The 14,130-nt window shown below is 45.5% G+C and carries 11 protein-coding genes; 8 read left to right on the forward strand and 3 right to left on the reverse strand.

Features of this window, described 5'->3' with window-relative positions; genetic code table 11:
• Positions 1 to 14 precede the first annotated feature (14 nt).
• Complete coding sequence (locus ACWGXJ_RS01095; RefSeq protein WP_061830230.1) at positions 15 to 890, reverse strand: helix-turn-helix transcriptional regulator; 876 nt, start codon at positions 888 to 890, stop codon at positions 15 to 17.
• Positions 891 to 1,083: 193 nt separating this feature from the next.
• On the opposite strand from ACWGXJ_RS01095, the gene ACWGXJ_RS01100 reads away from it, so the two are divergent.
• The 3 genes from ACWGXJ_RS01100 (at position 1,084) to ACWGXJ_RS01110 (ending at position 6,092) form a co-directional block, all read left to right on the forward strand.
• Positions 1,084 to 3,027 (forward strand): glycoside hydrolase family 127 protein, encoded by a 1,944-nt coding sequence (locus ACWGXJ_RS01100; protein ID WP_452565965.1) that lies wholly within the window; start codon positions 1,084 to 1,086, stop codon positions 3,025 to 3,027.
• 27 nt (positions 3,028 to 3,054) lie between these two features.
• Positions 3,055 to 4,425, forward strand: coding sequence for a glycoside-pentoside-hexuronide (GPH):cation symporter (locus tag ACWGXJ_RS01105; protein WP_452565966.1), 1,371 nt, complete (start codon positions 3,055 to 3,057; stop codon positions 4,423 to 4,425).
• A gap of 275 nt (positions 4,426 to 4,700) precedes the next feature.
• Complete coding sequence (locus ACWGXJ_RS01110) at positions 4,701 to 6,092, forward strand: MATE family efflux transporter (protein WP_452565967.1); 1,392 nt, start codon at positions 4,701 to 4,703, stop codon at positions 6,090 to 6,092.
• Between the two features lie 88 nt (positions 6,093 to 6,180).
• Here the strand turns inward: ACWGXJ_RS01110 and ACWGXJ_RS01115 are convergent, their stop codons facing one another.
• Positions 6,181 to 7,170 carry a zinc-binding dehydrogenase gene (locus tag ACWGXJ_RS01115; protein WP_452565968.1) on the reverse strand — a complete coding sequence of 330 codons (990 nt, stop codon included), beginning with the start codon at positions 7,168 to 7,170 and terminating at the stop codon, positions 6,181 to 6,183.
• Between the two features lie 135 nt (positions 7,171 to 7,305).
• Between ACWGXJ_RS01115 and ACWGXJ_RS01120 the strand changes: the two genes are divergently transcribed.
• A complete protein-coding gene (locus tag ACWGXJ_RS01120; RefSeq protein ID WP_452565969.1) occupies positions 7,306 to 8,178 on the forward strand; it encodes a LysR family transcriptional regulator in 873 nt (290 codons plus the stop codon).
• The gene (locus ACWGXJ_RS01125; protein ID WP_250259897.1) at positions 8,156 to 9,304 is read left to right on the forward strand and encodes an RDD family protein; all 1,149 of its coding nucleotides are present in this window, start codon (positions 8,156 to 8,158) and stop codon (positions 9,302 to 9,304) included. The genes ACWGXJ_RS01120 and ACWGXJ_RS01125 overlap by 23 nt, the downstream gene beginning before the upstream one ends.
• A 318-nt stretch (positions 9,305 to 9,622) precedes the next feature.
• On the opposite strand, the gene ACWGXJ_RS01130 is transcribed toward ACWGXJ_RS01125, so the two are convergent.
• Entirely contained in the window at positions 9,623 to 11,881 is a 2,259-nt protein-coding gene (locus tag ACWGXJ_RS01130; RefSeq protein WP_452565970.1) for a beta-L-arabinofuranosidase domain-containing protein, read from the reverse strand.
• Between the two features lie 130 nt (positions 11,882 to 12,011).
• Between ACWGXJ_RS01130 and ACWGXJ_RS01135 the strand changes: the two genes are divergently transcribed.
• The 3 genes from ACWGXJ_RS01135 to ACWGXJ_RS01145 all read left to right on the forward strand — a co-directional run bounded on the left by ACWGXJ_RS01135 (position 12,012) and on the right by ACWGXJ_RS01145 (position 14,040).
• On the forward strand, positions 12,012 to 12,905 hold the full coding sequence (locus ACWGXJ_RS01135) for an AraC family transcriptional regulator (protein WP_452565971.1): 894 nt from the start codon (positions 12,012 to 12,014) through the stop codon (positions 12,903 to 12,905).
• Between the two features lie 197 nt (positions 12,906 to 13,102).
• The gene (locus ACWGXJ_RS01140; protein ID WP_452565972.1) at positions 13,103 to 13,570 is read left to right on the forward strand and encodes a DUF1963 domain-containing protein; all 468 of its coding nucleotides are present in this window, start codon (positions 13,103 to 13,105) and stop codon (positions 13,568 to 13,570) included.
• Between the two features lie 86 nt (positions 13,571 to 13,656).
• The gene (locus tag ACWGXJ_RS01145) at positions 13,657 to 14,040 is read left to right on the forward strand and encodes a DUF1963 domain-containing protein (RefSeq protein WP_452565973.1); all 384 of its coding nucleotides are present in this window, start codon (positions 13,657 to 13,659) and stop codon (positions 14,038 to 14,040) included.
• Positions 14,041 to 14,130 lie beyond the last annotated feature (90 nt).

Below are 14,130 nucleotides of genomic sequence, written 5' to 3' on the forward strand. Positions count from 1 at the left end.
GGAGGTGTAAGCATTCAATGGACTGGTTTCCAGTATTGTTGTCTGTAATTCTTGGGAGACATTCCGAATTTTTCTTTAAAGCATTTGGAGAAATAGCTTGCTTGGGAGAATCCCGTTTCCTCCGTAATTTGTTGGACAGACCAGTCAGTTTGCAGCAAAAGACTGCGTCCTTGATCTAGGCGATAATCCATTAAATACTCAAGCGGTGTGCGCTGGAAAGCGACCTTCATGCATCTGGCGAGATAGTTCTGATGTACGTGAAAATGGGTCTCCAAATCTTTATTGGTGATTGTATTTTTGTAATTCTGTTTTAGGTATATTTCGATTTGTTCCGCCAACTTAGAGGAGCTGTCTTTATTATTCTGATCATACTCCAAACTCTGGAAAACACTCGCAAACGTCTGTTGGGCCTCCCATAGTGCCAGTTTTCTAGGTTTTAAAGTAGAGGCTAGTAAATAGTCTAATTTCGAAAATAGCTCATGTGGATTCACCACTTTTTGAATTTTGGGCAAATGAATGGTCGTATGTTCTGAATGAAAGTGCAGCTCGGGAATGGGGGTGCTGGGTATAATAGGATTGGGCGAGGATTGTGCGCACCACATGCTATTGGTTTGAAAATGGAACCAGTAAAAGGAGGTTTGTTCTGTACATGCCTCAATGGGAAAATGATGTTTATCCGGTTCAAGAATGAGAGCGTAATTTTTAGTTACCTTCCACACTTCGTCCTCTTCACCAATGTGCAGCAATCCTTCTTTAATGATTATTACGTCAAAATAACCCAGATTATACCTATTCGGGTGCCAATCCCCTTTTTGATATGTAGTAAAATTCCCCTCAATGAAATAAGGCAGCGGAGGAACAAGGAATGATAGAAAGTCTGTTTTGCTCATGGAAGCCAGCTCCTTTGTGTGTGAAATCGTATAAGTTTTAGTTAAAGATCGCGATTTTTTTTATAAATTCAGGTTGATAAAATAAGGACTGTAGCAAGGGGAGCTCAGGTTAGCTTGTACGATATTATCATTACTTTATCCTTATTTTCTCAAAAATGAAAGCGTTCTATTTCCAGGAAGGGATGTTTATCCAATGAAAACGGCAAAGCCAGTTAAGCATGTCATCGTTGACGATTTATTTTGGAAAAAGTATAAGCAGGTTGTGGCGGAAGAGGTTATTCCTTATCAGTGGAAAGCATTAAATGATGAATTACCAGATACAGAACCCAGTCATGCGATTGAAAACTTTAGGATTGCAGCCGGGGAATCCAGTGGGGAGTATTATGGAACCGTTTTCCAGGACAGTGACCTTGCCAAATGGTTGGAGACGGTTGCCTTTAGCTTAAGGGATCATCCGAATCCTGCGCTTGAAGAACGGGCTGATGAAGTGATTGAATTGTTGGGAAGAGCCCAAGCTGAGGATGGGTATCTAAATACGTACTATCTGCTTAAGGAACCCAACAATCGCTGGACCAATTTAAGAGACAATCATGAGCTGTATTGTGCAGGGCATTTTATAGAAGCGGCTGTTGCTTATTATGAAACGACGGGCAAAACGAAGTTTCTTCACATTATGGAGAAATACGTAGACCTGATTCAGCAGGTTTTTGGTACGGAAGAAGGTAAACGGAAAGGCTATCCGGGACATGAAGAAATTGAGTTGGCCTTGATCAAATTATACGACGTAACTGCAAAGGATCAATATCTCAAATTAGCGCAATATTTTATTGAACAGCGGGGACAGCATCCTATTTACTTTGCAGAGGAACAAGAAAAGAGAAAATATATTCAAACAGAGCCCACCTGGAATGATGATAACAATATTAATTTTGGCTTAGGCTTCGAATACCAGCAAGCACACCAACCTGTGCGGGAACAAAAAGAGGCAGTCGGCCATGCGGTAAGAGCAGTGTATCTGTATATTGCGATGGCGGACTTGGCCGCGAAAACAGGGGATGCTTCCCTGTTACAAACCTGTGAAACGCTGTGGGATGATGTAACGAATCACAAAATGTACATCACCGCAGGCATCGGTTCTACTGTAAACGCGGAAGCATTCACTTGCCATCACGATCTTCCCAATGACAGCATGTACTGTGAGACTTGCGCCTCTGTAGGGCTGGCCTTTTGGGCCAATCGTATGCTGCGCTTAGCGCCAGACCGGAAATACGCCGATGTTCTGGAGCGTGCGCTATACAACGGGACGATTAGTGGGATGGACCTGGACGGGAAACGGTTTTTCTACGTGAATCCGCTGGAGGTTAATCCTTTTCAAAAATCCAGAAAAGATCAGGAACATGTAAAAACAGAACGGCAAAAATGGTTTTTCTGCGCCTGCTGTCCGCCCAATTTGGCACGAATGATTGCATCAGTTGAGGACAATATGTATACCCAAACGGACGATACGTTGTATACGCATCTGTACATTGCCAGCAAGGTGAACATGACTTTATCTGGTCATGAGGTTGAAATTACACAAACTCATCATTATCCATGGGACGCGGACCTAACATTTTCGATCCACGTAACAGAGCCGACTTCCTTCAAATGGGCACTACGGATTCCTGGGTGGTGCAAGCAGGCAGAGGTGAAGGTGAATGGAGAAACCATATCATTAGACCGTCTGGAAAAAGGCTATATCGAGATTCAGCGTACTTGGAAGGACGGAGATGTGGTAACTCTGCATTTGGCTATGCCGGTTGAGCGCATTCGGAGCAATCCGCTGGTCTCCATGAACCAGCAGCAAATTGCTCTCCAACGCGGACCAGTCGTGTTTTGCCTGGAAGAAGTGGATAATGGAGCGAATTTGGCAGGATTAAGATTGACGAAGGATAGCCTCATTACGGAAGAGTTCAGCAAAAACCTGCTGGGTGGCATTGTAAAGCTGACCATAGAGGGATACCGGGTAAAAAATTCGAATGCATTATATAGCTCGGAGCCTCCTGAATTTGTTCCTCAACAAATTACCGCGATCCCTTACTATGCCTGGTGCAATCGGGCTAAAGGGGAAATGCGTGTATGGGTTTATGAATCATAATTCATTCGCATGGGGAGAGGAAAGATCATGAGTACGAGAATTGTGAGTACGGAACTACCGGAAAAGACAGCCAGTACCGTTCCTTTTCATCGTAAAATCAGCTATTCATTAACGGATACAGCAGGCAATCTACTATACTGTGTTATTTCCAGTTATCTATTATATTTTTATACAGATGTATTCGGACTTTCTATCGGAATTGCCGGGACATTACTATTTATCACCCGTTTTATCGATGCCATTGATGCCCCGATTTGGGGCATCCTGATTGACCGAACCAGGTCAAAATACGGCCAGAGCAGACCCTATTTTCTATGGTTAGCGATCCCGTTCGCTGTGTTCATGGTCCTTACGTTTACGACACCCAATTGGAGTGAGTCGGGCAAAATTGCATATGCCGCCATTACGTATATTATAGCCGGCATCCTGTACACAGGGATCAGTACGCCGATTACGTCTATTTTGCCTAATCTGAGCACCAATTCTAACGAACGCGTAGTCTTGAACTCCTTCCGTATGGTCGGGGGGAACGTAGGTTTCTTCATTGCCACGACGTTTACATTACCTTTGGTCGCTTTCTTTGGACAGGGGAATGATCAAAAAGGATTTTCCTTAACGCTCGTTTTATTTGGTATCATGGCGATTATTATGTTTTTCATAGCGTTTGCCGATTTGCGAGAAAATGCAGCAGTGAAAACGAAATCTGTTCCCATTGCTAAAAGCTTTACAGCCATCAAACGAAACTGGCCCTGGATGCTCGTTGTAGCTGCCAACTTGTGTTACTGGATTGGTTTGAATATTCGTTCAGCAACGCTAATTTTTTATCTGCAATACAACCTGGACAGTAAGGACTTAGTGCCTTTAATCAATGGACTGACCTCCTTGCAATTGATCTCGATGGTTCTGATTCCGTTTTTCGCCAGAAAATTAAGTAAAAATGCAATTATGATTATCGGATTGATATTAGCTGCGCTGGGGCAAGTCGTGATTTTAATGGGCAGTACAGACTTAACCCTCATTATTATCGGCTGGATTATTGGTGCGTTAGGATCAGGCTTTGCGTGTTCTATGCCGTTTGCGATGTTGTCAGATACAGTCGATTATGGGGAATGGAAAAATGGTATTCGGGCAAGTGGTTTCCTGACCTCCATTGGAAGCGCATTCTGTATTAAAGCGGGTAGCGGAATCGGCGGATTATTGCCAGCATGGATCATGGGCAGCACTGGTTACATCGCTGGGCAAGTTCAAACTCCTACGGCGTTGTCTGGCATTCAGTTTAGCTTTATCTGGCTGCCATTTATCGTCTTCTTGATCGGAATCATTCCTATGTTTTTTTATAAAAAATTCGAAAAGAATGAAGCTTCTATTCAACAAGATTTAATTGCGAGAAGATCATAGACATTCTCTTAACAATGTTTTAATGACATATTAAAACATTATAATGCTGCTCCAAAACCTGTTCACTGAGCTGAGCAGGTTTTTCTGTTATTTTCTATTCAAATGTGAGCAAGACCATTGACAGGATTTTCTTTTGGAGTAATACTTCTATGTAGAGAAAAGTGTACAGAATCAAGAACTAGACACATCTAGCCTTGCAACTTTATACATTTTTTCGCCATGAAGGCTCTTCTGTTGAAGGGTTTTTTTCAATTTGAGAAAAAGAATGTGATGATATGAGTCAACTGAGTGTAAGGATGAGAACACATGGCTTTCTGAATAAGCATTTTTCAGGAGAGTCTATTGATTATCGACAGATTATCGCGCTGTTTATCCCGCTTCTGATTGATCAGGCTTTTATCGTGGGTCTTAATTTGGTGAACACGGCAATGATTAGCTCGTCGGGAATGGCGGCAGTCAGTGCTGTAAATATGATTGATTCTTTGAATATTTTTCTGATTAATGTGTTTGTTGCAGTGTCTACCGGGGGAACGGTTGTCGTGGCACAGTATAAGGGGAGCGGTAACGACCTCATGGTCTCTAAAGCCGCATCCGGCACCATTTCCTCCGTTTCCTTGTTGGCCTTATGTATCAGTTTGTTTATGATCGTGTTGTACAATCCGATTTTAAGTGTTCTGTTTGGTTCCGCCTCGCCTGATGTATTAGCTAACGGTAAGGTATATCTGCTGGGAAGCTGTATGTCTTTTGTGGGGATTGCAATCGTTGAGGCAGTGTGTGGGGCGCTGAGGGGAATTGGGAAGACGAGGGCATCGCTGGCTCTTTCGCTCATCATGAACCTCTCGTACGTGCTCCTCAATGTGGTATTCATTAATGTATTAGATATGGGTGTGCTGGGCATGACGATTGCCGTCAATGTGTCCAGATATGCAGGGGCAGTGTGCGCATTGATCTATTTGGTCAGAGTAGATGACGACTTGCGTGTTCAGCTTAGAGATATGCTTTATTTTAATCTGGCTATGCTTAAAAAGATTCTGTTTATCGGGCTTCCCTTTGCAGCGGAACAGATGTTTTTCAATGGGGGCAAAATTTTAACCCAAATTTTCATTGTGAGTCTGGGGACGAATGCGTTGGCGACGAATGCCATTTGCTCATCCCTAGCTAACGTGTTCCAAATCCCTGCGAATGCTTTGGCTCTTACGATTGTTACCGTGGTCGGTCAATGTATGGGACGTCGAAATGTCGAGGATGCCCGGAAGTTTACCAAATCGTTTATTTGGCTGTCGTCTTGTTCGTTTATTGTAATGGGGCTCATACTGATGCCTTTGTTTGAGCCGATGGTGGGGCTGTTTCATCCGCCTGCTGAAATCGTAGATGACATTTTTGTTGTCATACTGATTAATACGTTGGCCCAGATTCCGCTCTGGTCCATTGCCTTTATTACACCCTCTGCACTAAGGGCAGCAGGTGATTCAAAATTTACGTCCTTCACCTCAATGCTGTCCATGTGGTTGTGCCGGGTGGTGCTCGGGTATATTTTGGGCATTGTGTTCAACCTGGGGATTGTTGGTGTCTGGCTGGCCATGGATATTGAATGGGGCGTGCGGGGACTCGTTTTCCTTTGGCGCTTCCGCGGCAACAAATGGGTCCAGCATCGTTTAATCGACTGAATAGGTCCACTACCATAAAATTGACTTCTGGGAGAAGGCATTTTACGGTAGTGGATTTTTTTCTATTCCTATACTTCGTTCAGATCTCTTACCCTATCCTGATCCCTATATTGCCTAACTGCGCTCCCTGCTGCATACGGTGGAAGGCTTGTGCTGTGTCTTGTAAAGAAAATACGCTATCTATAATCGGATGGAGTGCATGGCGCTCCATGAACTGAAGCATAGCTACGAATTCCTCGCCACTGCCCATAGAGGTGCCGATGATGCTGATTTGAGGGAAAAATATAGACCGCAGTGGAATCTCTATTCGGTCTCCTGAGCTTGCGCCAAATGTAACAATCCGACCGTTCGGCTTGAGGATATCCAAATATTTATCGAACGTAGCAGGACCGATACTGTCAAGGACCAGATCCACGGTGTCTCCGTTCATACTTTCTTTCCATTCGCTATGGCTGTCGAATGCATGATTAGCGCCATGAGCGAGGGCAGCCTGCCTTTTTGCTTCGCTGCGTGACGTGACGGTGACCCGCGCGCCTGCTGCTAAAGCCATAAGCATGGCATACGTGGCTACACCACCGCCAATACCGGGAATAAGGACGTGCTCACCCTGCTGTAATTGGCCTCTTGTGAAGAGCGCGCGGTAAGCGGTCAAAGCAGACAAAGGCAGCACCCCTGCTTCTTCCCATGAAAGGTATGCTGGCTTGCTGACCGCATTTTGGACGGGGATGATAACCGATTCAGCGAGTGTCCCGTCTGAAGGTCCGCCCAGAATGGCTGGAACCAAGGGAACATGATGCGTATTCTCCCATCCGATACATGGATTGATGATTACGTCAGTGCCTACCAGTGAGGTTGGGACGCCAGCGCCCACAGCCTCGATCACGCCTGCTCCATCCGACCCCAGAATGAGTGGAGCATCGTTGGCTGTTCGATCTGCCATGAGGAATAGGTCCCGATGGTTTAAGCCTGCAGCTTTAAGTTTTACCTTCACTTCGTTGTGTCCCAGCTGTCTGTCCGTAATGTCTGTATACATCAGGCCCTCAGGGCCGCTTTTGCTGGCATGGATTACGGCTTTCATTTTAAAACCTCCCGTGGTTCGAATTTAGATGCAATTGCATGTATATTGAATTGTACAGAGCGGCAAGCGTCCGGTAAAATGAACAAAATTGAATGTGAGTATCATAAATGATCATACCAAGCAGGTGACATATACATGGAAAGCAGTGATTTGAAAATTTTTCAGGCTGTCGCTCGCGAGGGCAGTATCACGAAGGCTGCGCAAGTTTTGAATTATGTACAGTCCAATGTGACCTCGCGGATTCAGCAGCTTGAGGCACAACTGAACGTACCGCTATTTCGTCGATCTAATCGGGGAATGACGTTAACGCCGGCAGGAGAGAATCTGTTGGAATATGCGGATACCATACTGACCTTGCTGGACGAGGCTGTAAAGTCTACTCAATATTCGGACCAGCCTGCGGGACCTTTGCGACTGGGCTCGATTGAGACGGCGGCGGTTACGCATCTGACTTCTTTATTGACGGAATATCATTCACAGTATCTTGATGTCCATCTATCGCTTATGACAGGCAGCACACATGGTCTCGTACAAAAGGTATTAAATTACGAATTAGATGGAGCGTTCGTCTATGGCCCCGTCGATGATCCGCATATAGAGCATGTAGCGGCTTTTGAGGAGGAGTTGGTGCTCATCTCGGAACCAGGGAAAAAGGACATGGGTGAGCTGCTTGCCAAGCCTATGCTGTTCTTCGACGTAGGGTGCACGCATCGTACAAGAGCGGAAAGCTTTCTGAGCGAAGCGGGTGTGGATGCATATCAGGTTATGGAGTTCGGAACGTTGGAAGTTATTTTGGGTGGTGTAGCCTCTGGTCTGGGGGTGTCCATGTTGCCACAATCGTCGATTGCAAAGGCAGAGGAGGCGGGAAGTATTGCTTCTCATCGTTTACCTGAAAAATATCGCAAATTAGAGGTGTGGTTTGTTTATCGGCGGGATTCGGTTTACTCCAGTGCACTGTCAGGCTTGCTCCGCTGGATGAAAAAGGATGTTATACTTAACTGGGATTAAATTGACATCAGGGGTGTATCATTTGGAAGAACCTAATTTATTGAAAAATCCATCTACAGTAGCTCCGGGAGAATTTGTGAAGAATGGCGGCTATCAGCGACGAGAACCGGATAAGATGGCAGTATTATCAGAAACATACGGTGCCTCTATTTTTTTCAGAAGATGGGCGGCTTGGATGATTGACTTCATTCTTATCGTTTTTGGGTACGGAGGGCTGGTATATTTTACAGCGGAAAAAGTAGCTGAAGCGGAAACCCCAAATATGGGTATGGTAGTGATGCTCCTCCTGATCGGCTCCTTCTGCTATTATCTGTTACTGGAAGGACTTACAGGCTATACGCTGGGCAAGTTTGTACTTCGTATTCAGGTTGTGAATGGAGAAGGAAGGCCGCCAGGCATGGTTAAATCCTTGATCCGCACTCTCATACATCTGGTGGATACGAATCCGCTGCTTTTCATGGGACTGCCCGCCGGTATATGTGTACTGGTGACACCTCGGAAACAACGGATTGGAGATATGGCTGCGAATACATATGTGGTTAAGGTAAGGGATTTGGGAAAGGTGGGCAGAAAGAAAACCGGGATTATTGCAGGAGCAATCCTCCTGACGACGATCATTTCAATTGTCTTTGCTGTATCTTTAATTTCTACGCTCATTACGCAAATCATGAAGCCTGAGGTATTTACCAGTAAGGATAGCCAGTTTGCGGTTACGGCTCCCTGGAATTGGTCGCGAGATAATATGATTAATGAGGAAGCGGATATTTCCATTAAAAATGAATTTACCGAAAGATATTTGATTGTATTGTCTGAACCAAAAAGCGACTTTGACAGTAGTATGACTCTTCAAGAATATAAAGGAATCATTGAGGATCATTTGGTGTCAGGAATTACGGACCCTGAATTGGGGACCGCTTCAGATATGGTGGTGAACGGATATCCTGCCATTGAGTTTACCCTAAAAGGAGAAATAGATGGGAATCTGGCCATGTATAACGTGACCACGATTGAAACACCTTCGCATTATCATCAAGTGCTTGCTTGGACCTACGCCTCGCGATACAGCAGGGCACAGCAAGAGCTACGCAAGATTAGAGACAGTTTCCGTGAAATGAACATGCTGTGAAGTGTACATGAAGCAATAACGATGATTCGAAGGTATAAGGCGGTAAGCGGAACAAGCAGACAGCTTATAGGAGCGTCTGCTTGTTGTTATATAAGCTTACTTTAAAAAATGAACAATTAAAACAGAGTAGGCGGAATGGTGCTGTACAAGCGAAGTGGTCGCTTTCAAATCTTTCCGTAGGAAAGCTCGCTTCGGAAGCATCACTACCCCCGGATTTCCACCGATGAAGGGTTTTATTCCAGAAATCCGGGGGGTGGCGATGGAAAGCCCCATCCGACTGCGTAGTGGCGCTGTAGTAGATTTATATTGATAATTTGATCATACAATAGAATGTCTGATTATCCGCAATCCGGCCACTTTCGCCACCTTACCTTGTGGATGGGCTTTGAATTGAATCGTCACTTCATTCTTGTGGTTTGTCACAGATCGAGGGAGCTCATAGGCGAATGTTTCGAATTTATTCATTTCCTCAGACTCCAGCTTGCCTTCCCCTAAAATCTGACCATCCGCAGTGATGTCAAAGTCACTATGGGGACGGCTCAAGTCCTTCAAATAAGTGACCGCCAATTGGACAGGCTCATCCGGAAGCACCTTCATGACAAAAGAGAACCAGCCCCCTGGCCAGGTATCGCGATATTTGCGGTTATAGATGGACCCCAGACCTACATGCTCGCCAGTAAAGGCATGATCCCGTTCAGGCTGCATTTCGGCAGGCTGCACAACGTCCACTGTAAGTCGTTCCAGCTCTAGCTGATACGCTAACGCGGTACGATATTCTGCCTCTGTTGCTACCCATTCCTCCTGGGAAAAGAGATCCCAATAGACGGTATATGAACGATCATACATCTGATAAAACGGACGAAGCTTCAAGTCTCCGATATAGCCTAAGTCGGTCATATGGAACGTATTGGGTTCGTTCCCGTCAGCAATCAGCTTCGTTGTCAGGGAATCGGCCGATCCGATCAGAACAGACGCAAGCAGACGTTCCTCGTTGGACTCCTGTTCAACAGGGCCAAGGTCCCCAGCCAGTACAAGCGGGCCGTACATAAATGCAATTCGGCGCGGATTGTCCGGCATTTCCTCGACTCTCACGGTCATAGGAATGTCATACTCGATCGTATCCCCATCGTTCCATTTCCGTTCAATTACAACGTAGCTGGTAGGACAAGCCTCTGTGACGTACTCTTCCCCGTTGATTTTAATTATCATCCCTTGCTCCGCCCAATGCGGGCATCTTAGCTTGATCGCGAAGGATTTAGGCTCCTTGCTGATGACGCGTAGCGTTCCCCGTCCATTTTGCGGAAAGAGAGTGTCTTGTTTGAGCTGTACGCCCATCTCGTTCCATGTCACGGTAGAAGGGACATATTGATTGACATAGATCGTTTCTGGCGTGTGAAAATAAATCGCAGTGCCGTACATGGAGTGGCTTTCCATACCGGACCCGACACAGCATGTGAAATCCTCATATTGAGAATTAAAGGACTTGTGTCCTCCCATTTCCAGCGATACAAAATAGCACACACGTCCATCTACAGGCTGCTGTGAAGCCAGGATATGATTGAACATCGCTCGTTCATAGTAGTCGGCATAGGCTGCATAGGCATCCCACTCGAACATATGTCTTGTTAATTTCAGCATATTGTAGGTGTTACAAGTTTCACAGGTACCTTCACCCAAACGGTCATTCAGCTTCCCAGGTTCACCAAAATGTTCATTATAGCTATTGCCGCCGATCACGTAGGAATGCTTGTGAACAACCCGATCCCAGAAAAAGCGGGAGAGGTCCGCATATTGCGGTTTGCCCGTCATTTCAAATTGCCGTGCAGCGCCAATGATTTTGGGAATTTGCGTATTGGCATGTCGCCCTGCCAACGTATCTTGGCTATCCGCGAGATCATTTAACACCTCTCCGTGATAAAAGCGTTCCGCCAGGCTCAAAAAGCGTTCTTCTCCCGAATGTTCCGCCAGATCCGTTAGCACCTCGTTCATACCGCCAAACTCACAGTGCAGCACCTGCTGCACCTGATCATCGTCCAGCCCTTGAAGTACATCCTCCAGCCAGTTGCCGAGTTTGATTTCTATAGACAGGGCCTTGGGATGATGCGCCAGCAGATGGGCATCACGCAAGCCCGCAAAAAGTTTGTGCATGGTATATAGTGGCACCCAACCGCCGTTCAGATCAAAGCCCTGGGAGCGGATATCTCCAGCTTTTACTTCCTCAAAAATCTCTTTCCCACGTGGAATGCCCGAAATGTATCCGTTTCCATGACTGTCTTGGCATATTTCCAGTTCGTCGACCACATAGTTCACGCGTTCCAACAGTCTTTCGTCGCCTGTGGAGGCAAACATCAGTGCACAGCTGGACAGGTAGTGACCGAGTGTATGTCCGCTGATGCCACGCGCTTCCCAGCCTTCATAGTGAGCCGCTTTGGGCTTCAGTCCCGCATATTCACGAAAGCGCGATAATAAACGGTCGGGTTCCAAACTCAGCAGGTAGGCCGTATTCAGTTCCATCGCATGTAAAAGTGGACCGGAATCAATTCTTACTTTATGCAAGTCAAAAGCTTTAGCTTTCAAAATCATCGCTCCTTAGCTAAGATGAAAGTGTATATTTCTCCACTACATTAGCATTGCAATCGCGGTATGTCAGTAGCTTAACCATACAATGGGTGGACAAATCCGAACATGAATTTAAAGAGGCGATAACATGACCTATCTAAAAGTAAATGTAGATGCTCCGATCCAACTGATCTCGGCAGGCGAGTTTGTTAACGAGGTGCCTTGGAAACATATGAGTCGTTCCATTGAGAATTTTGAGCTGATCCTGGGTGTCCAAGAGACGGTATATATACGGGAGGAACAGGAAAATTTTGAAGTAGGCGAGGGAGATATTCTATTGCTGTACCCCGGTCGTACGCATAAAGGATACCGGGAATCGTTGCCGGGCGTGAAATTTTATTGGTTCCATTTCGATGTTCCCACGACCCCGAATGTATTATCTAATGAGGAAATGAAGCAGGAAACAAGTGCTTTGGATGGACGTTTGCAGCGTCACGGTATGATGCGGAATATCTATTTACCGCAATGTGTACAGGCAGATAACGGGGATCGGATTCATATTATTGTCAATCAGATTTTGCATGTAGCCAACTCACATTATCTTACGTATCACAGCGCAAATTATTTGTTCACCTCGCTACTGATCGAGATATCTGAACTGGCGCTCAGCCGCTTGCTTTCCAATCCTGTCAGTTCACAGGGGAATGTGAGTTTTAACAAAATTATTGAGTGGACCCGTATTCATGCCGAAGAGCCGCTGACCGTGACGGATTTAGCTCGAAAATTCAATTACAACAAGGATTATATCTCTCGTTTGTTCAAGCAAAATACAGGAATGCGCCCCTTGGAGTTCATACACAGTATTCGTATTAACAAAGCCAAAGAGTTGATTTCCCGTACAGATATGAGCATTAAACAGGTTGCCGAAGAGGCAGGATATAGCGATGAGAAGTATTTTATGCGTTTGTTCAAAAAGAGAGCCCATATGACTCCTTCCCAATACCGGAATGCCTATCACAAAACATTTATGAACAATGTCTAGTGCATTTCCGCTTGAATCGTAAATGAAGAGCTGGATGTATCCACCATTCACTTGCAGCGAAGATCGATGATTTGACTGAGGACTGACCAACCTGTCACCAGAGAAATAGCTTGTCAGACTGTAATTTGGTAATCTGATATAAGAGATCAAATGAGAGCAAGCAATACATAATACTTCAATGTAAAGGGGCGAGTGAGATGCTACAACCACCATTAAAGGATGAACTGACTCGAATACTGGAAGGGCATTCACTGGATGAAGATTTAAAAGAAGAGATTCATCAGGAAGCTGAAGTTGCTATACAATTTCATGTGGAGCATGAGGAAAACTACGAACACATTGGAAATAGTCGGATCGCCGGCTATCCAGACCTGCCACCCACAATAGAGTGGCCTTGTAATTCAGATGGGGAATATTATACATTTATTGCTCAAATTAATTTGAGCGAGCTACCTTTTTCACCATTTGAGGGATTGCCTCATCAGGGCATACTTTACTTTTTTCTTGGGCTGGATGAGCCCGCCTATGATATTGACCATAAAATCTTTTACTATAATGGCGACAGTAGCGTTTTGCAGAAAACATTACCGCCCACTGGGCGCGTAGAGGTGTTGGCGGAGCAACGGGGTTTCACCGCGTATGCAATTTCTTTTCATCCGATCTGACGCTACCATCGGAGGGTGAGCTAGGAGATATTCTTGTAGATCAGTACGAAGAGCTTTATGAGCTTCTATATGAACATAGCGACACGGTGTGGGGGCAGCATCAATCTTTTGCCGGGAATACCCGGCGGGATGCTTATCTACGCCGAAACGGGCTGGAGGGTCTTCTGTTTAACTGGCATAAGAGTGAGAGTCAGATTCATAAGGAAATCGAGCAAGCTATGCATAGGGGGAGTACGGATTATGCGGAGCATTTACGATCCGAGGTGTTGCCTCAGCTGCAAGAATATCAGACGAATCGGGAAAAGCACGATCAGGCTTCGGAAAATTGGCATGTTCTGCTCTCGGTATCTTCTTTGGATGAGGTTGGCATGTGCTGGTGGGACGCGGGGTATTTGGAGTTTTTTATAGATCAAAGGGACTTGAAGAACCTTGATTTCACGCGAACGTATGTCAATCTTGCTACGAGCTAGCCCGGTGCGGCAGACTCATGCTGGTTTAGGGCAAATGATGGCGGTTACAGCAGGGCGGTTTTTTGATTGATAAAAGCAGTGAATTGAGCA

It is taken from the genome of Paenibacillus sp. S33 (assembly GCF_053615415.1).